Source organism: Achromobacter pestifer (assembly GCF_013267355.1).
GTDB classification, from domain to species: Bacteria; Pseudomonadota; Gammaproteobacteria; order Burkholderiales; family Burkholderiaceae_B; genus Achromobacter; species Achromobacter pestifer_A.
The window spans coordinates 1904476-1922844 of sequence record NZ_CP053985.1; the positions used below are offsets into that span (position 1 = coordinate 1904476).

Consider the following 18369-nt stretch of genomic DNA (forward strand, 5'->3'; position numbering starts at 1 on the left):
CGCCATGGAATTCCCGCAATGGGTACAGGACCGCGTGATCGCCCGCCAGGGCTGCCTGCACCCCTATGATGAACTGCCCGCCGCCCGCCTCGCGGTGGTGGTGGTGGACATGCAGCAGTACTTCACGCTGCCCGGCTATCAGGGCGAATGCGCGCCGGCGCGCGCGATCATCGCCCCCATCAACCGCCTGTGCGACGCGGTGCGCGCCGCCGGCGGCACCATCGTCTGGGTGCAGACCGCCTCTGATAACGCCGACTTGTTCTGGTCGCACCACCACGGCGTGATGCTGACGCCGGAGCGCAGCGCCCGGCGCCTGGAAACGTTGCGCCGCGACGCCCCCGGATACGCGTTGCATCAAGACCTGCACGCGCACGACGCCGACCTGCGGGTGACCAAGCGCTTCTACAGCGCGATGGCGCCGGGATCGTCCGAGCTGGAGCCGCTGTTGCGCGGGCGTGGCGTGGACACGTTGTTGATCGCCGGCACGGTCACCAACGTGTGCTGCGAATCCACTGCGCGCGACGCGATGATGCGCGACTTCCGCACCATCATGGTGGACGATGCGCTGGCCGCGGTCACGCCGGCCGAGCACGAGCACGCGCTGCACGGCTGGATGCTGTTCTTCGGCGACGTGCTGTCGGTGGACGAGTCGATCGCCCGGCTCAAGCCGGCCCAGGCGGCCAGGAAGACCGCCTGAACGGGCCGGGTATCAGGACAGGTTCAGCCAGACCCGGCGCATCGTCGGGTCTTCCGGATCCGCGTCGTTGGTGAAGCCCAGGCTGGTCATCAGCGACAGCATGGGCCGGTTGGTCGACAGCACCAGGCCGTCGATGTATTCCAGCCCCTGCTCGCGCGCCGCGGCTATCAGCGCCGTCATCAGCTGGCGGCCCAGGCCGCGGCGCTGCCAGTCGTCGCCGATCACCAGGGCGTACTCCGCCCCCCTGCCGTCAGGATTGCGCAGGTAATGCGCGAAGCCCACCAGCACCTCTCGCGGATGGCCGCGGTTGGCGGGGTTGGGAACCTCCGTGGCGGCCACCAGGGCCAGCTCGCGGTGGTAGTCCACCTGCGTGTAGCGCGACACCATGCGCGGCGTCAGCTCGCGCATCATGGACACGAAGCGCATGTAGCGTGAACGTTCGGACAGGCCGCGAATGAACTCCTGCAAGGCCTCGCCGTCCTCGGGACGGATGGGGCGCAACACCCAAGGTATGCCGTCGGCGAAGCGGCGCACCTGCACCAGCCGGGCCGGATACGGGTGGATCGCCATATGCGGGTAGCCCGCGGTCTGCGGCGTTTCGCAGCCCGGCTTCTCGGTCAGCGTCATGCGCAGCCCGCCGGCGCGCAGATGGGTTTCGCCGGCGTATAGCGGATCGATGTCCAGGGACTCGATATCGGGTAGCTCCGACACCAGCTCGGACACCAGCACCACCGCCTGCTGCAACGCCTCGGCGGCCATGTGGCCGATGCGCGGCGCCAGCACCCGGCGCCACAGCCGGCTGCGCTCGATCAGTTGGCGCGCCAGGAAGCCGTTCAATGGCGGCAGGTCGACGCCGCGGTCGGACTGGGACAGCACGGCGTCGGGTCCGCCCGCGCCGAAGCGGATGACGGGGCCGAACTGCGGATCGCGCCGCACCCGGATCGCCATGGGGCGGGACTCCGGTTCGGCGGCCGCCACGTCCATGGGCGTATCGCGCAGCGGCACATAGAACAAGGCCAGCAGGCTGCGGATTTCGGAGGTGTTGAGTTCACGCCGGCATTCGGCGCGCACGCGCGCCAGGATCTCGCGGGCGGCCGCCAGGTCCGGCACGTGGCTGGCGGGCTCCGGCGGCTGCGTCTGCAGCAGCAGTTGCTGGTTGTAGTGATGGGTCGCCAGCACGCCGAAGGCGTCCGCGGCCGATTCGGGCGTGCGGAACGCCGAGGTGCCCGCGTCGTCCAGCATGCGCCGCAGCGGCCGCATGCCGGCGTCGCCCATGAAACAGGTGACGACCGGCTTTTTCGCCTTGGGCGCGATCTGCGCCAGCTCGCGCGCCACCGCCGGCATGTCCGCCAGCGCATCCGGCGCCAGCAGCACCAGCACGCCGTCCACGCCGGCATCGTCCAGCACCGCATCCAGCATGGCGCGGATGCGTTCCGGCGTCAGCGGCGTGAAGGTGATGACCGGATTGACGGTGGCCGCGTCCGGCTCCAGCATGGCCGCCAACGCACGCTGGGTGGCGGGCGCGAGTTCGGCGCGCAGCACGGCGGCGTCCGGGCCGATCAGGTCCATGGCCAGCTGGGGAGGCCCGCTGCCGTTGGAGATCAGCGCCACCCGCCGGCCCTTGGGACGGCGCGTGTAGCCCAGCACCTTGACCGCCGAGAACAGCTGCACGAAGTAGCGCACGCGGACCGCGCCCGCGCGGCGCAAGGCGGCGTCGAAGATGGCGTCGGCGCTATCGGTGTCCGCGCGGCCGGCCTTGAGCACGATCACGGGCTTGACCGAGGCCGCGGCGCGCAGGGTGCTCATGAATTCGCGGGCCGGGCCCACGTCTTCCAGATAGAGCACGATGCTGTCCGTGCGCGGATCGCTGGCCAGGTAGTCCAGCACCTTGGACAGGCCCACCACCGCCTCGTCGCCCAGCGACACGGCGGTGGAAAAGCCGATATGCACGTCCTCGGCCCAGTCCATGACCGCGGCCATGATGGAGCGCGACTGCGCCAGCAGCGCCACGCGGCCGGCGCGCGCCAGCACCGGGTGTTGGCTCAGGTTCAGGCCGGCGTGCGGCCGCTGGGCGCCGAAGGAGCGCGGACCCAGCAGTTCGCAGCGGTTTTCCTTGGCCCAGGCGCGGCATAGCGCCAGCGTGCCGCGCGGATAGGGATCGGGCAATTCGTGCGGCAGCAGGATCACCGAGCGCGGCGCCAGCGGCGACAGGCGGCGCAGCGTTTCCGGCAGGACTGCTGGCGACACGCAAACCAGGGCCAGATCAGGCCGTTCGCCCGGCGCCAGGCCTTCGAGCCTGTCGGGCAGCTCCGGCGCGATGCCGACCTCGCAGGCCACTACCGTGGTCTTGCCCTTGAGCGCGGGCGGCAGCGAGACCGCCGCCGGCAGCGGCCGGTCGGCGACGACCACCAGCGAGGCGGGCTCGAACATCGGGGCGAGAGCGTGTCGCAGCATGGGGTGGCGCACCCTAATCTAAAATACCCCTCATCGTAACAAGACAATCCCGCTCTACGTTTGACGCGGGCCCAGCCTGACGCCGATTTGTGGCGCCGCAGCCGCTATCATTGCCACCTATGACTTCCAACGCCTCTACCCCCATTCGTACCCGTTTCGCGCCTTCGCCCACGGGTTTCCTGCACCTGGGCGGCGCCCGCACCGCGCTGTTCTCCTGGGCCTTCGCGCGCCACCACAAAGGCACGTTCGTGCTGCGCATCGAAGACACGGACGTCGAACGCTCCACGCCGGAAGCGGTGCAGGCCATCCTGGACAGCATGGACTGGCTGGGCATGCAGCCCGATGAAGGCCCCTTCTATCAGATGCAGCGCATGGACCGCTACCGCGAAGTGGTCGCGCAGATGCTGGCCGCCGGCACCGCCTACCACTGCTACAGCTCGCCCGAGGAAGTGGAAGCCATGCGCGAAGCCGCCCGCGCCCGCGGCGACAAGCCGCGCTACGACGGCACCTGGCGCCCCGAGCCCGGCAAGACCCTGCCGGCCATCCCGGAAGGCCGCAAGCCCGTGGCGCGCTTCAAGAACCCGCAGGAAGGCGCGACTTCCTGGAACGACATGGTCAAGGGCACCATCAGCTTCGACAACACCGAGCTGGACGACCTGATCATCGCGCGCCCGGACGGCACGCCCACCTACAACTTCTGCGTCGTGGTCGATGACTGGGACATGGGCATCACCCACGTGCTGCGCGGCGATGACCACGTCAACAACACCCCGCGCCAGATCAACATCCTGCGCGCGCTGGGCGCCACGCTGCCCGAATACGGCCACGTGCCCATGATCCTGGGCCCGGACGGCGAAAAGCTGTCCAAGCGCCACGGCGCCGTCAACGTCATGGAGTACGACAACGAGGGCTATCTGCCCGAAGCCATGGTCAACTACCTGGCGCGCCTGGGCTGGAGCCACGGCGACGACGAACTCTTCTCGCGCGACCAGCTGGTGTCGTGGTTCGATACCAAGCACCTGTCCAAGTCGGCCTCGCAGTGGGATCCGAAGAAGCTGAACTGGGTCAACGCCCACTACATCAAGCAGATGGACAACGCGGAACTGGCCGAGCGCGTGGCGCCGCGCATCGCGAATCGCGGCGGCCATCCGGAAAAGATCGACCTGCCGGGCGTCATGGGCCTGTTGAAGGACCGCGCCGAAACGCTGGAGCAACTGGCCGACGGCGCCATGCTGTTTTGCGCCGAGTTCAAGGGCGCGCCCGCCGAACTGGCCGAACAGCACCTGACGGCCCCCGCGCGCGAAGCGCTGGCCGACTTCGCCCAGCGCGCCCAGGACGCGGACTGGACCCGCGAGGCCCTGTCCGCCCTGATCAAGGCCGTGCTGGCCGATCGCGGCATGAAGATGCCGCAACTGGCCATCCCCCTGCGTGTTGCCGTCACCGGCCAGACCCAGACCCCGGCCGTGGACGCGGTGCTGGCCCTGCTGGGCAAGCAGACGGTGCTCAAGCGCCTGGCCGCGATCTAAACGCGCGTCTCAAAAGTACCGCGGGCCTTGCTCATTCCTGGATGAGCAAGGCCCGCGGTGTTTTAGGCTGTGCCCTCAGGCCTGCTGGATCGCCGCGCGCGCCTTCAACGCGCGCGCAAAGAACGCGCCCAGCAGCGGCAGCAGCGCGGCCGAGCCGCCGAACAGCGCGCCCGGCCCGATCTCGTCGACCACCGCGCCCGCCAAGGCCACGCCAGCCGCCTGCCCCATGAACAGGCAGGACGCGAACCACGCCACCGCCGTGCCGCGCGCCGAGGGCACCATCTGGGTCGCATTGGTCTGCAACGTGGCGTGCAGCAGGTAGTAGCCGAAGCCCGCCAGCACGCTGGCCAGCAGGCTCCACATCCAGACCGGCCCTAGCAGATACGACAGGAACGCCACGCCCAGGACCAGCCCGCCGGCGATCGCCAGGCCGCGTTCGCCCAGACGCTTCAGGATGCGGCCGGCCACCACCGTATAGATCAGGCCGCCCACGGCATAGACGGCCACCAGCGCGCCCGCGGCGGTCAGCGAGATATCGAAGCGTTCATGCAGGTAGGAAGGCGCGAAGGCCAGGGCACCGAAGACCAGCAGGCCTTCGACAAACACCGTCGCCAGCACGATGCGGGCCCAGGGCGTGCCCAGCACCAAGCGCGCCTGCGCCACGAACCCCTGGCGGACCGCGCCCGGATCCACGCGGCCCAGGCCCGAGACCTGCTGGCGCCGCACTTCCAGCAACAGCAGCACGCCCACTATCAGATAGCCGCAGACCAGTGCGGCAAAGGCCCAGCGCCAGCCCACCGTGTCGGCGAACAAGCCGCCGGCCAACTGCCCCGCCGACATGCCGAGGATGGTGCCGGTCAGGAAGCGCGCCAGGGTCGCCTGGCGGCGTTCATAAGGAACGTTGTCGCCGATCCAGGCCATGGACAACGGCACGATGCCCGCCCCCGCGGCGCCCGACAGGACGCGGCAGAACACCAGCATGTCCAGCGAGCCGGCCGCCACGGCGCCCGCGCTGCCCAGCGCGCAGGCAAAGGTCGCGATGCTGACCACGCGATATTTGCCGTAGCGGTCGCCCAGGGGGCCGAAGAACATCTGCAGCACGCCGTAGGCCACGGCGAAGGCGGTCACGGCGCGCGCGGCCTGGCCCGTGGTGGTGCCGAATTCCGCCGCGAGCTGCGGCAACATGGGATCACAGATGCGGAAGGCGCTGGCGCTGACGAAGGCGGCCAGGGCAAGCAGCGCGATGGCGCGCGCTTCGGAGGACAGGGCAGGCATGGATGACCGGCTGCGGGGCGATGGGTGAAGACCGCACCTTACCGCAGCCCGGCCAACTTGGCTTTGGCGCCGGGCGGAGTGTCCGCCCCGCGCAACGCTCAATAAGGCAGACGATAGCCCGTGGGCATGCGGCGCGCGGTCATGACCTGGCCGCCGTTTTTCAGCTCGCGCATCGTCAGGCGGGCCTTCTCGACCTTTTCGACGCGATAGCGGTTCAGGTAGATCGGATCGTTGGCGTCCACCAGTTCGCCAGCGGACTTGGTGGTCTGCATCGTGTAGATGCCGTCCGCCACGCTCCAGCAGCCGGTCTCGCGCAAGGCGGGACGCGTCTTGCGGCCGATCTTCAGCAGGGATTCAAAGGCCATGGTGCCATCGGCGGACAGCACGATCAGCGATTGCAGATCGCCGCTGACGTCGCGCGGGCGGCTGTTCGACAGCCAGGTGCCTACCATGGGATCGCCGGCCTTGGCGGGCACGCAGGCCACCGGCTTGGGCGGTTCCGCGGGCTGGGCCTCGGTGATGGCGGCGGGTTTCCTGGCGGCGCACCCGGCCAGGATCAGAACGGCGCAGGCGACGCCCGCCGTACGCAAATACACACTGCTCATGACTTCCTCAACACGTCTGTCGACGCGCCGCGCCGATCACCCCGGCACGTCCCTCGCGCAGCAAACATCACGCACTCTAAAGAGGCGTTTGCGAAGAATCAACGGCGATCCGCGCCGCGTGCAATTGCGCAACAGTAGGCCCCGGAATTGGCCTGTTTTATGGCCGTAAATCGCAAAAATGCGTTGGTTTCAAGCGACAGTGCGGCCGCGCTTCGCCGCCTTCGCACGCAGCATTTCCTCCATGCGCGCGGCGGCCGGAGACAGGCTGCGCCCGGCCAGCCGGGTGATGCCCAGTTCGCGCTCGATGCGCGGGCCGGACAGCGGCACGAAGGCCAGGCCGCGCGAGTCCGGCGGCACGCCCAGCCGCGCCAGCACCGTGACGCCGACGCCGCGCTCCAGCATGGCCAATAGCGACATCATGTTGGACACGAAGACCTGCCGGTCCAGCATGAAGGCCGCCTGCGGATAGCCGGCAAGCTGGCGATGGGCGATGGTGCCGACCAGGGGCAGGTCCTCGATCTCGCGCCAGGTCACCGACTTACGCCTGGCCAGCGGATGGCCGCGATGGCAGACCAGGCCGAAGGCGTCGCGCAGCAAGGGCTCGAACGACAGCCGCCGGTCCTGCGACACCGGGCTGCATACGCCCAGCTCCGCCTCGCCCGCCAGCACCATGCGCTCCACGCCTTCCGAGTTGTCGTCGAACAGGCGCAGCGCCACCGCCGGATAGCGCTCGCGGTACACCGCCACCAGTTCCGGCAGCCAATGCGTGGCCACGGTGGCGACCGAGGCCATGGTCAAGGTGCCGGCCTCGTTGCTCGCCAGCCCCGACAGCGCGCCCGCCACGCGGTCATGGTGCTGCACCAGCTCGCGCGCCAGCGGCAGGCAGTCCTGGCCGAAACGCGTGAGCGTGCCGCGGTTGCCCGGTTCGAACAGCGGCTGCCCCAGGCGCTGCTCCATTTCGCGGATCGACAGCGACAGGGCCGGCTGCGAGCGGAAGGCCCGGGCCGCGGCCGCGCGGAAACTGCGCAGCTCGGCCACCAGCAGGAAGTGGCGGTAATGCGTGATGGAAATCTCGGGCAAGGGGCGCATGGCTGGCTTCGATTAGTGAAACTTATCCAATCATATGAAAAATAAAGTTTTCTGATCGCATCGCCCCACCTAAGATGGCCGCATCATGAATGCTGACTCCTTGCTCTTCCCGCCGCCCGCCCGCACCGACCCGCTGGATTTCAGCCTGATCGATCGGCTGCCCGACCGCCCCGCCGGCCAGGGCCGCCTGATCCTCGGCGCCGCCCCGCAAGACGGCAGGCCCGGCCTGCTGTTCGTGCCGGGCGCCTATCACGGCGCCTGGTGCTATGCGCACTATCTGGACTATTTCGCCCGCGCCGGCCTGGCCTGCGCGGCGCTGGACGTGCGCGGCCACGGTGCCCTGCCCCAGGACGACGCGTTCCTGTCGGCCGCCATCGCGGATCTGGCCCAGGATGTCGTCAACGCGCTGGACGCGCTGGCGCACCCCACGGTCGTCGTGGGCCACAGCATGGGCGCACTGCCCGCGCTGTTGGCCGCCAGCCAACGGACGGTGGCGGGCGTGGTCCTGCTGGCGCCGTCGCCGCCCGGCGACCTGCCCGGCGCGCAAGCGCTGCCGCCCGTCCCCGAGGGCGCGCTGCGCCGCGCGCCGAACGATGTGGAAATCCGCGCGCGCTTTCTGGCGACCTCGCCCGACCGCGACGTCTGCGCGGTCTCGCGCCGCCTGTGCGCCGAAAGCCCGCAAGTACTCAACGACCGCTATCTGCTGCGCGTGCCCGTCGACGCCGCCGCCATCGGCGCGCCCGGCCTGTGCCTGGAAGCCGGGCTGGACACGCATGACCGCCACCCGCCTGGCCAGGACCTGGCGATTGCGCGCCGCTTTGGCTTTTCACACGCGGTGCTTGCCGGGCAGCCGCATTGCATGATGTACGCGGACCAATGGCAAGTCAGCGCCGCCGCCATTCTGGATTGGCACCGCGGCCAGTTCGGCTGAGCGCCCCGCACAACCCACCACAACAACGACAACGACGCGCAACCGCGCCATCAGGAGACAACCATGTCCATACCCCGCTATATCCGTCCGGCCCTGATCGGCGCCGGCCTGCTGCTGGCCGCGGCTACGCACGCCGCCGGCTGGCCCGAGAAGCCCGTGACCCTCATCGTGCCGTCCGCCGCGGGCGGCGCGGCCGATCTCACGGCGCGCACCCTGGCGCAGTACCTGGGGGAGAAGACCGGCCAGACCGTGGTGGTCGAAGACCGGCCCGGCGCGGGCGGCATCGTCGGCACCAACGCCGCCAAGAACGCGGCGGCGGACGGCTACACCTTCCTGCTGTCCACCAACTCCACCCACTCCGCCAACCAGTTCCTCTACAAGAGCCTGCCCTACGACGCGCAGAAGGACTTCCGCCAGGTCGGCATGCTGGGCACCTTCGGCACGGTCGGCGTGGTGTCGCCCGACAGCCCGTACCGCACGGTGCCGGACCTCGTCGCCTACGCCAAGCAGCATCCCGGACAGGTCTTCTTCGGCTACTACAGCTCGTCCTCGCAAGTGCCGTCCGAACTGCTGAAGCAGCGCGCCGGCATTGAGATCACCGGCGCGGCCTACAAGAACATTACGCAGATCATCACCGACCTGCGCGGCAAGCAGATCAACTTCGCCTTCGTCGACTACCTGACTGCAATGGGCCAGATCGACGGCAAGGGGCTGGTCCCCATCGCCGTCACCGGCGCCCAGCCGCATGCGGCCTGGCCCAGCGTGCCGACCATGGCCACTTACTATCCGGATTTCGTCGTCGCCGGCTGGCTCGGCCTGTCGGCCCCGGCGGGCACGCCGCAAGACATCGTGGAAAAAATGAACGCCCACATGCAGGCGGCGGTCAAGGACGAAGCCACCGCGAAGAAGCTGCGCGCCCTGGGCCTGACGCCGGAATCGATGGACGTGGCGCGCTTCGATGCCTTCGTGAAGGAAGACACCGCGCGCTGGAAGGAATGGATCCGGATTTCGGGTATCCAACCCCAATAAATCCGCCGCCCTCCCTATATCTATATAGAGAGGGCCCGCCCGCCTACAGCGGCAGGCGCTGTTCGTGCTTGATTTCGCGCAGCGCGACGATGGTGCGCGTCTGCCGTATGCCGGGCATGTTGAACAGGAAACGGTGCAGGAACCGGTCGTAGGCCTCCGGGCTTTCGACCAGGATCTTCAGCAGGAAGTCCGAGTCCCCCGTGACCGCATAGCACTCCAGGATCTCGGGCGCGTCGCGCACCGAGCGCTCGAAGTTTTCGACCGTATTGGCGGAATGCCGCTCCAGGCTGATCTGCGCGAACATGCAGCCCAACCCCACCTTGCTGCGGTCCACCTGGGCGCTATAGCCCTGGATCACCCCGCTGGCCTCCATCGCCTTCACCCGCCGCCACACCGGCGCGGCCGACAGGCCGACCTTCTCTGACAGCTGCTGCGCCGAGGCCCGGCCGTCCTCCTGCAAGGCCTTGAGGATGCCGATATCGGTCTTGTCCATCGCTTAGTCTCCTGGTTTTTATCGAACACGAAACGTTCATTGCGAATTATAGGGATAGCACGATCCAAAAACGCAATAAACCTGATGGCTCGCGAACCTATCATGGTGCCGAAACCAGGAGTATTCACCATGGACGGTACCCCCGCCGCCGAACCCCAGCTGGACCTCGAGTATCAGCTTGCCGACAACCTCACCCGCAGCTCCGGCCGCATCTTCCTGACCGGTACCCAGTCGCTGGTGCGCATCATGCTCACCCAGGCCCGGATGGACCGCGAACGCGGCCTGAACACCGCCGGCTTCGTCTCGGGTTACCGCGGCTCGCCGCTGGGCGGCGTCGACATGGCCATGTGGAAGGCGCAGAAGGCGCTGGACGCCAACCAGATCACCTTCCTGCCCGCCATCAATGAAGACATGGCGGCCACCGCCGTCATGGGCACCCAGCAGGCCGGCGTGCGCGCCGACCGCAACGTCGATGGCGTCTACGCCATGTGGTACGGCAAAGGCCCGGGCGTGGACCGCGCCGGCGACGCGCTGCATCACGGCAACGCCGCGGGCGCATCGCGCAACGGCGGCGTGCTGGTGGTGGTGGGCGACGACCACACCGCCGTCTCGTCCTCCATCCCGCATTCCAGCGAGGCCTCGCTGATCGGCTGGCAGATGCCCATTGTGCATCCCGCCTCCATCGACGAATACGAAACCTTCGCGCTGTGGGGCTGGGCCCTGTCGCGCTACTCGGGCACCTGGGTCGCCTTCAAGGCCGTGTCCGAAACCATAGAGTGCGGACATTCCTTCGTCCCCGCCCCCGCCCAGCGCTACGACATGCCGGCGGACCCGGACATGCCGCCCGAATCGCTGGAATATTCCGCACGCGACTTCCTGTCGCTGGCGATCGAAACGCGCATGAGCCTGCGCATGAAGGCCGTGGCTGCGTTCGCGCGCCGCCACAGCATCGACCGCCTGACCTGTCCGGCGCCCAAGGCCGCTGTCGGTATCGTCACGGTCGGCAAGGCCCACCTGGACACCATGGAAGCGCTGTCGCGGCTGGGCGTGGACACCGTCACCGCCAACGCGCCGGTGCGCATCTACAAGCCCGGCCTGACCTGGCCGCTGGATAGCGAACGCCTGCTGGAGTTCGCGCGCGGCCTGTCGCATATCCTCGTGATCGAGGAAAAGGGCGCGGTGGTTGAGAGCCAGATCAAGGACCTGCTGTTCAATCTGCCGGACCGCCCCTCGGTCATCGGCAAGAAAGGCTTCGACGGCGAAGCGCTGGTGCCCTCGGCCGGCCAGTTGCGCCCGTCCCTGCTGGCGCAGCCGCTGGCCAGTTGGCTCAGCCGCTCTGCCGGCCTGCCGCTGGCCGCGGACCTGTCCGCGTTCGCCTGCCAGGCGCCGCTTTCCAACGACGCCGACGGCATGCGCCGCCGCCCCTACTTCTGTTCGGGCTGCCCGCACAGCACTTCGACCAAGGTGCCGGAAGGCAGCCAGGCCCTGTCGGGCGTGGGCTGCCACTACATGGCCGCCTGGATGGACCGCGACACCGGCGGCCTGACGCAGATGGGCGGCGAAGGCGTCGACTGGATCGGCCTGTCGCGCTACACCAAGATGCCGCACATCTTCCAGAACATGGGAGAAGGCACCTATTACCACTCCGGCTATCTCGCCATCCGCCAGGCCGTGGCCGCCAAGGCCAACATCACCTACAAGATCCTGTTCAACGACGCCACGGCCATGACGGGCGGCCAGCCCATCGACGGCCCGATCTCGGTGCCCAGCATCTGCCAGCAGTTGCGCGGCGAGAACGTGACGCGCATCGTCGTCACCACGGACGAACCCGAAAAATACCAGGGCATGGACCTGGGCGCCGGCATCAAGGTGCACCACCGCCGCGAACTCGACGCGCTGCAGCGCGAGCTGCGCGAGATCCCAGGCGTGACCGTGCTGATCCACGACCAGACCTGCGCCGCCGAAAAGCGCCGCCGCCGCAAGAAGAACCAATTCCCGGACCCGGCACGCCGCATGCTGATCAACAGCGCGGTCTGCGAGGGCTGCGGCGACTGCGGCGTGCAATCGAACTGCCTATCGGTGGTGCCGCTGGAAACGCCCTATGGCCGCAAGCGCGCCATCGACCAGTCCAGCTGCAACAAGGACTATTCCTGCGCCGAAGGATTCTGCCCCAGCTTCGTTTCCGTCATGGGCGGCAAGCCCAAGAAGAGCGCGGCGCCCAAGGCCGACCAGGAACGCCTGCAGAAACTGATCGCGCAATTGCCCCTGCCTGCCATGCCGGCGCTGGACCATCCCTACCGCCTGCTGGTGGCCGGCATGGGCGGCACCGGCGTCATCACCATCGGCGCCATCGTATCGATGGCGGCGCATCTGGAAGGCCTGTCCGCCGCGGTGCTCGACCTGACCGGCCTGGCGCAGAAAGGCGGCACGGTGGTCAGCCATATCCGCCTGGCGCCTGCCGGCGCGCCGGCAGGCCCGGTGCGCCTGGACTGGCAGCAGGCCGATGCCGCGATCCTTTGCGACCCGGTCGCTTCCGTGGCGCCCGATTCGCTAGGCGCGCTGCGCCGCGGCCACACCCAGGTCACGGTCAACAGCTACGTGGCGCCGGTCTCCGACTTCACCCGCAACCCGGATGCCGCCATGCGGCCCGAAGCGCTGCTGGCCAAGATCCGCCACGCGGCGGGTGACGCCAACACCGCCGCGATCGACGCGCACGAAGCCGCGCTGGCCCTGTTCGGCGACAGCATCCTGTCCAATATGTTCATGCTGGGCTATGCCTGGCAACGCGGCGGCGTGCCGTTGTCGCAGGCCGCCATCAACCGCGCCATCGAACTCAACGGCGTGGCGGTGGCCGCCAACCGGGCCGCCTTCGACAGCGGCCGGCTGGCGGCACACCAGCCCGACGCGCTGGAAGGCGCGCTGCGCCCGCGCGCCCAGGTCGTGCAGCTGCACGTGCCCGAATCGTTCGAACGCGCCGTCGCCCGCCGCATCGAAGACCTGACCGCCTACCAGGATGCGGCCTACGCGCGCCAATTCCAGGACGTAGTCGCGGCCGTCGCGGCACGCGAGCGCGAACTGGCGCCCGAGGCCAAGACCCCGCGCCTGGCGCTGGCGGTCGCGCGCGGCCTCTTCAAGCTCATGGCCTACAAGGACGAATACGAAGTCGCGCGGCTCTACACCGGCGCCTCCTTCCAGGCGCAGTTGCAGGGCCAGTTCGAAGGCGACTACAGCCTGCGCTTCCACATGGCCCCGCCCATCTTTGCCCGCAAGGATCCGCGCACCGGCGTGCCGCGCAAGATGACGCTGGGCCCGCGCACCATGACCGCGCTGAAAATGCTGACGCGCCTGAAGGGCCTGCGTGGCACCTGGTTCGATCCCTTCGGCCACACCGCCGAACGCAAGATGGAACGGGCGCTGGTGCGCGAGTACCGCCAGACCATAGACCAGTTGCTGGCAGGGTTGACCCGCGACAAGCTGGCCCAAGCGGCTACAATCGCCGGCCTTGCAGAAACCATCCGCGGCTTCGGCCACGTGAAGGCTGCAAACGTCGAAAAATATCGGACGGAGTTAGGCCGCTTGATGCAAACCTATACGGCGCCTGCCCCGCGCGATATGCCCCTGCGGAAAACCGCATAAACATTCGCTCCGAGCGGCACCTTCCTGGGCGCGCCTTGCTGGGCGCGCCTAGTGCATTTAGTAACAACCTTTTGTGAACTTCGTCTTATTTTTTTCTTGTCCCTGTCGTACTCGATCACTAGAATTAGTGTCCAACGAGGGGTGCTACACTATATGTTGTGGTCGCCTAAGCGCTGATTCCCGTCGGCCACGCCTTTTGGACTAAGCCGTCCTAGCGTTACGACCCCCTCAAAAGAACCGATTTCGTACCTGACATGACGTCGTCATGTCGCTATCTACGCGCTTTTCGCACAGGAGCTTCCATGCAGACTTCGATCGCCTCTGTGACCCGGCCTACGGCCGTGCCGCCCTCGCAAACCGATTCCCCTGCCGACGCCAATGGCGGGCAATGGGCCAGCTACAACATCATTCGCCGCAATGGCTCGGTGGTCGGGTTCGAACCCAACAAGATCGCCATCGCCATGACCAAGGCCTTCCTGGCCGTCAACGGCGGCCAAGGCGCGGCCTCCGCGCGCGTGCGTGAACTGGTTGGGAACCTGACCAGCCAGGCCGTCAACGCGCTGGTGCGCAACCGCCCCAACGGCGGCACCTTCCATATTGAAGACATCCAGGACCAGGTCGAACTGGCCCTGATGCGCTCGGGCGAACACGACGTCGCCCGCGCCTACGTGCTATACCGCGAAAAGCGCACGCAGGAACGCGCGGCCGCCGCTGCCGCCGCCGGAGGCCAGGAGAAGGCCGCCGCCCCGCAGGAGCACGTGCTGAACGTGACCGACGCTGGCGTGCGCCGCCCGCTGGACCTGGCTGAACTGCGCGCCACCATCGAAGCCGCCGGCGAAGGCCTGGCCGAATTCATCGACACGGAAGCGATCCTGAAGGAAACGGTCAAGAACCTGTACGACGGCATCCCCGTCGACGAAGTGTTCAAGTCCGCCATCCTGTCCGCGCGCGCGCTGGTCGAAAAGGACCCGGCCTACAGCCAGGTCACCTCCCGCCTGCTGCTGCACACGATCCGCAAGGAAGTGCTGGGCGAGGAAGTCTCGCAAGACGGCATGGTTGCCCGCTACGCCGAGTACTTCCCCACCTTCATCGCCCGCGGCATCGAAGGCGGCCTGCTGTCGCCCGACCTGGCCAGCTATGACCTGACCAAGCTGGGCCACGCGCTGAACGCCAAGCGCGACCTGCAGTTCGGCTACCTCGGCCTGCAGACCCTGTACGACCGCTACTTCCTGCACATCCGCGGCACCCGCATCGAACTGCCGCAGGTGTTCTTCATGCGCGTGGCCATGGGCCTGGCGCTGCGCGAAGCCGACCGCGAAACCCGCGCCATCGAGTTCTACGAGATCCTGTCCTCGTTCGACTTCATGAGCTCGACGCCGACGCTGTTCAACTCGGGCACCCTGCACTCGCAGCTGTCGTCGTGCTACCTCACCACCGTCTCCGACGACCTGGAAGGCATCTACGACGCCATCAAGGAAAACGCCCTGCTGGCCAAGTACGCCGGCGGCCTGGGCAACGACTGGACCCCGGTGCGCGCGCTGCGCAGCCACATCAAGGGCACCAACGGCGAAAGCCAGGGCGTCGTGCCGTTCCTGAAGGTCGTCAACGACACCGCCGTCGCGGTCAACCAGGGCGGCAAGCGCAAGGGCGCTGTCTGCACGTACCTGGAATCGTGGCACCTGGACATCGAAGAATTCCTGGAACTGCGCAAGAACACCGGCGACGAGCGCCGCCGCACGCACGACATGAACACGGCGAACTGGATTCCCGACCTGTTCATGAAGCGCGTCATGGAAGGCGGCGAGTGGACGCTGTTCTCGCCGTCCGACTGCCCCGACCTGCATGACAAGTATGGCCGCGCCTTTGAAGAAGCCTACGTGGGCTACGAAGCGCGCGTCGCCAGCGGCGAGCTCAAGCTCTTCAAGAAGATGCCGGCGCTGAACCTGTGGCGCAAGATGCTGTCCATGCTGTTCGAAACCGGCCACCCCTGGATCACGTTCAAGGATCCTTGCAACATCCGTTCGCCGCAGCAGCACGTGGGCGTGGTCCACAGCTCGAACCTGTGCACCGAGATCACGCTGAACACCAACGAATCCGAAATCGCGGTGTGCAACCTGGGTTCCGTGAACCTGGTCGCCCACATGAAGCCGGCTGCCGGCGGTGGTTTCGAACTCGACCACGACAAGATCAAGCGCACGGTCAGCATCGCCATGCGCATGCTCGACAACGTGATCGACATCAACTACTACGCCGTCGAGAAGGCCCGCAATTCCAACGCGCGCCATCGTCCGGTGGGCATGGGCATCATGGGCTTCCAGGATTGCCTGCAGATGATGCGCGTGCCTTACGCATCGCAGTCCGCCGTCGAATTCGCCGACCGTTCGATGGAAGCCGTGTGCTATCACGCGTACTGGGCCTCGAGCCTGCTCGCCGAAGAACGCGGCCGCTATCAATCGTACGAAGGCTCGCTGTGGTCGCGCGGCATCTTGCCGCAAGACACGTTGAAGATGCTGCGCGATGAACGCGGCGGTCACGTTGAAGTCGATGAGTCGAGCACGCTCGATTGGGATACGTTGCGCGCGCGCATCAAACAACATGGCATGCGCAACTCCAATTGCATCGCAATCGCCCCAACCGCAACTATTTCCAATATCATTGGTGTATCTGCGTGCATCGAACCCACTTTCCAGAACTTGTACGTCAAATCGAATCTCTCCGGCGAGTTCACGGTCGTTAACGATTACCTCGTGCGTGACCTGAAGAAACTCGGTCTCTGGGACGAAGTCATGGTCGCCGACCTCAAGTACTTCGACGGCAGCCTGTCCCGCATCGATCGCGTACCTTCCGAACTCCGCGACCTCTACGCCACCGCGTTCGAAGTCGAACCGAGCTGGCTGGTTGAATGCGCGTCGCGCCGCCAGAAGTGGATCGATCAAGCACAGTCGCTGAACATCTACATGGCCGGTGCGTCGGGCAAGAAGCTGGACGACACCTACAAGCTGGCCTGGAAGCGCGGCCTGAAGACGACCTACTACCTGCGTACCCTTGGCGCCACCAGCGCCGAGAAGTCCACGGGACGCGGCGGTGAATTGAACGCCGTCTCGGCGAGCGGTCAATCCACGTCCGCACCGGTCGCTGCTGCACCTGTTTTGCCGGAACCCGAAGTTCTCGGGGCGGTTTGCACCATGCGGCCGGGCGATCCCGGCTTCGAAGAGTGCGAAGCCTGCCAATAACCGCCTCCGGAGAATGAATCATGATTAATTGGGAAGACGACACCATCGCCACGCAACCTGCACAATCGCCCGCCCCCGCGGCGGGCGGGCAGGCTGCGCCCGAAGTCCGGGCGGCGACCGGTGTTTTTGGCGACACCGCCATGCCCACGCCAGCCGCGCCTGAACACGCGGCCGGCCTGGCCGCCAGCGGCGCCGCCACCTCGCAACGCGTGAAGGTTGCCGACAAGCGCATCATCAACGGCGAGACCGACGTCAATCAGCTCGTGCCCTTCAAGTACAAGTGGGCATGGGAGAAGTACCTGGCTACTTGCGCCAACCACTGGATGCCGCAAGAGATCAACATGTCGCGCGACATCGCCCTCTGGAAGAACCCGAACGGGCTCACCGAGGACGAGCGCCGCATCGTCAAGCGCAACCTGGGCTTCTTCGTCACCGCCGACTCGCTGGCCGCGAACAACATCGTGCTGGGCACCTACCGCCACATCACGGCGCCCGAGTGCCGCCAGTTCCTGCTGCGCCAGGCGTTCGAAGAAGCGATCCACACGCACGCCTATCAATACATCGTCGAAAGCCTGGACCTGGACGAAGCGGAGATCTTCAACGCTTACAACGAAGTGCCGTCCATCCGCGCCAAGGACGAGTTCCTGATCCCGTTCATCGACGCGATCGCGGACCCCAACTTCAAGACAGGCACGCCCGAAGCCGACCAGACGCTGCTGAAGTCCCTGATCGTCTTCGCTTGCCTGATGGAAGGCCTGTTCTTCTATGTTGGCTTCACGCAGATCCTGGCGCTGGGCCGCCAGAACAAGATGACCGGCGCCGCCGAGCAGTACATGTACATCCTGCGCGATGAATCCATGCACTGCAATTTCGGCATCGACCTGATCAACACCGTCAAACTGGAAAATCCGCATCTGTGGACGCCGGAATTCCGCGAAGAAATTCGAGAACTCTTCCGCAAAGCGGTCGAACTCGAATACGCTTACGCCGAAGACACGATGCCGCGCGGCGTGTTGGGCTTGAACGCACCCATGTTCAAATCCTACCTGCGCTTCATCGCCAACCGTCGTTGCCAGCAAATCGGTATCGAACCGCTGTACCCGCAGGAAGAAAATCCCTTCCCGTGGATGGCGGAAATGATCGATCTTAAAAAGGAACGCAACTTTTTTGAAACTCGCGTGATCGAATACCAAACCGGTGGCACGCTGAGCTGGGAGTAAAAGCAGTACGTCATCAGGCCCGGCGCGGGCACGCTCCAGATGCAAGGAGCGTCGCGTTCGCGACAGGCTTGATGATGTCTCCCTGGTCAGGGTGTTTTGTCACCGGGCCGCCCCAAGGCAAAACGCACCCCCTCGGGGGGCAGCGAGCCGAAGGCGCGGCGTGGGGGCATATCGAACACAC

At 66.9% G+C, this 18369-nt stretch carries 12 protein-coding genes; 7 read left to right on the forward strand and 5 right to left on the reverse strand.

All coding sequences use genetic code 11. The features are described from left to right. Window positions 1-4 precede the first annotated feature (4 nt). A complete protein-coding gene (locus FOC84_RS09280; protein ID WP_173144161.1) occupies window positions 5-697 on the forward strand; it encodes an isochorismatase family cysteine hydrolase in 693 nt (230 codons plus the stop codon). A 12-nt stretch (window positions 698-709) separates the two neighbouring features. On the opposite strand, the gene FOC84_RS09285 is transcribed toward FOC84_RS09280, so the two are convergent. Continuing rightward, window positions 710-3151 (reverse strand): bifunctional acetate--CoA ligase family protein/GNAT family N-acetyltransferase, encoded by a 2442-nt coding sequence (locus tag FOC84_RS09285; RefSeq protein ID WP_173144162.1) that lies wholly within the window; start codon window positions 3149-3151, stop codon window positions 710-712. A gap of 119 nt (window positions 3152-3270) precedes the next feature. Here FOC84_RS09285 and gltX point away from each other — a divergent pair, with 119 nt between their 5' ends. Further along, the gene (gene gltX, locus FOC84_RS09290; protein ID WP_173144163.1) at window positions 3271-4677 is read left to right on the forward strand and encodes a glutamate--tRNA ligase; all 1407 of its coding nucleotides are present in this window, start codon (window positions 3271-3273) and stop codon (window positions 4675-4677) included. 75 nt (window positions 4678-4752) lie between these two features. Here the strand turns inward: gltX and FOC84_RS09295 are convergent, their stop codons facing one another. The 3 genes from FOC84_RS09295 to FOC84_RS09305 form a co-directional block, all read right to left on the reverse strand. Beyond that, window positions 4753-5952 (reverse strand): MFS transporter, encoded by a 1200-nt coding sequence (locus FOC84_RS09295; protein WP_173144164.1) that lies wholly within the window; start codon window positions 5950-5952, stop codon window positions 4753-4755. Window positions 5953-6050: 98 nt separating this feature from the next. Further along, entirely contained in the window at window positions 6051-6557 is a 507-nt protein-coding gene (locus FOC84_RS09300) for a hypothetical protein (protein ID WP_173144165.1), read from the reverse strand. A gap of 189 nt (window positions 6558-6746) precedes the next feature. Beyond that, window positions 6747-7646, reverse strand: coding sequence for a LysR family transcriptional regulator (locus FOC84_RS09305; protein ID WP_088138264.1), 900 nt, complete (start codon window positions 7644-7646; stop codon window positions 6747-6749). Window positions 7647-7731: 85 nt separating this feature from the next. Between FOC84_RS09305 and FOC84_RS09310 the strand changes: the two genes are divergently transcribed. Together FOC84_RS09310 and FOC84_RS09315 are read left to right on the forward strand one after the other, a co-directional pair. Beyond that, the gene (locus tag FOC84_RS09310) at window positions 7732-8577 is read left to right on the forward strand and encodes an alpha/beta hydrolase (protein ID WP_173144166.1); all 846 of its coding nucleotides are present in this window, start codon (window positions 7732-7734) and stop codon (window positions 8575-8577) included. 63 nt (window positions 8578-8640) lie between these two features. Then, entirely contained in the window at window positions 8641-9606 is a 966-nt protein-coding gene (locus tag FOC84_RS09315) for a Bug family tripartite tricarboxylate transporter substrate binding protein (protein WP_173144167.1), read from the forward strand. A gap of 43 nt (window positions 9607-9649) precedes the next feature. Here the strand turns inward: FOC84_RS09315 and FOC84_RS09320 are convergent, their stop codons facing one another. Then, on the reverse strand, window positions 9650-10099 hold the full coding sequence (locus FOC84_RS09320; protein ID WP_008159001.1) for an Lrp/AsnC family transcriptional regulator: 450 nt from the start codon (window positions 10097-10099) through the stop codon (window positions 9650-9652). Window positions 10100-10228: 129 nt separating this feature from the next. Here FOC84_RS09320 and FOC84_RS09325 point away from each other — a divergent pair, with 129 nt between their 5' ends. The 3 genes from FOC84_RS09325 to FOC84_RS09335 all read left to right on the forward strand — a co-directional run bounded on the left by FOC84_RS09325 (window position 10229) and on the right by FOC84_RS09335 (window position 18188). Then, complete coding sequence (locus tag FOC84_RS09325; RefSeq protein ID WP_173144168.1) at window positions 10229-13735, forward strand: indolepyruvate ferredoxin oxidoreductase family protein; 3507 nt, start codon at window positions 10229-10231, stop codon at window positions 13733-13735. A 302-nt stretch (window positions 13736-14037) separates the two neighbouring features. Continuing rightward, on the forward strand, window positions 14038-16968 hold the full coding sequence (locus FOC84_RS09330; RefSeq protein ID WP_173144169.1) for a ribonucleoside-diphosphate reductase subunit alpha: 2931 nt from the start codon (window positions 14038-14040) through the stop codon (window positions 16966-16968). Window positions 16969-16988: 20 nt separating this feature from the next. Further along, window positions 16989-18188, forward strand: coding sequence for a ribonucleotide-diphosphate reductase subunit beta (locus tag FOC84_RS09335; RefSeq protein WP_173144170.1), 1200 nt, complete (start codon window positions 16989-16991; stop codon window positions 18186-18188). Window positions 18189-18369 lie beyond the last annotated feature (181 nt).

Coding starts and splice junctions, on each gene's coding strand:
- gltX (WP_173144163.1), top strand. CDS start 3,271: ATGACTTCCAACGCCTCTACCCCCATTCGTACCCGTTTCGCGCCTTCG.
- FOC84_RS09285 (WP_173144162.1), bottom strand. CDS start 3,151: ATGCTGCGACACGCTCTCGCCCCGATGTTCGAGCCCGCCTCGCTGGTG.
- FOC84_RS09300 (WP_173144165.1), bottom strand. CDS start 6,557: ATGAGCAGTGTGTATTTGCGTACGGCGGGCGTCGCCTGCGCCGTTCTG.
- FOC84_RS09335 (WP_173144170.1), top strand. CDS start 16,989: ATGATTAATTGGGAAGACGACACCATCGCCACGCAACCTGCACAATCG.
- FOC84_RS09320 (WP_008159001.1), bottom strand. CDS start 10,099: ATGGACAAGACCGATATCGGCATCCTCAAGGCCTTGCAGGAGGACGGC.
- FOC84_RS09305 (WP_088138264.1), bottom strand. CDS start 7,646: ATGCGCCCCTTGCCCGAGATTTCCATCACGCATTACCGCCACTTCCTG.
- FOC84_RS09315 (WP_173144167.1), top strand. CDS start 8,641: ATGTCCATACCCCGCTATATCCGTCCGGCCCTGATCGGCGCCGGCCTG.
- FOC84_RS09330 (WP_173144169.1), top strand. CDS start 14,038: ATGCAGACTTCGATCGCCTCTGTGACCCGGCCTACGGCCGTGCCGCCC.
- FOC84_RS09295 (WP_173144164.1), bottom strand. CDS start 5,952: ATGCCTGCCCTGTCCTCCGAAGCGCGCGCCATCGCGCTGCTTGCCCTG.
- FOC84_RS09325 (WP_173144168.1), top strand. CDS start 10,229: ATGGACGGTACCCCCGCCGCCGAACCCCAGCTGGACCTCGAGTATCAG.
- FOC84_RS09280 (WP_173144161.1), top strand. CDS start 5: ATGGAATTCCCGCAATGGGTACAGGACCGCGTGATCGCCCGCCAGGGC.
- FOC84_RS09310 (WP_173144166.1), top strand. CDS start 7,732: ATGAATGCTGACTCCTTGCTCTTCCCGCCGCCCGCCCGCACCGACCCG.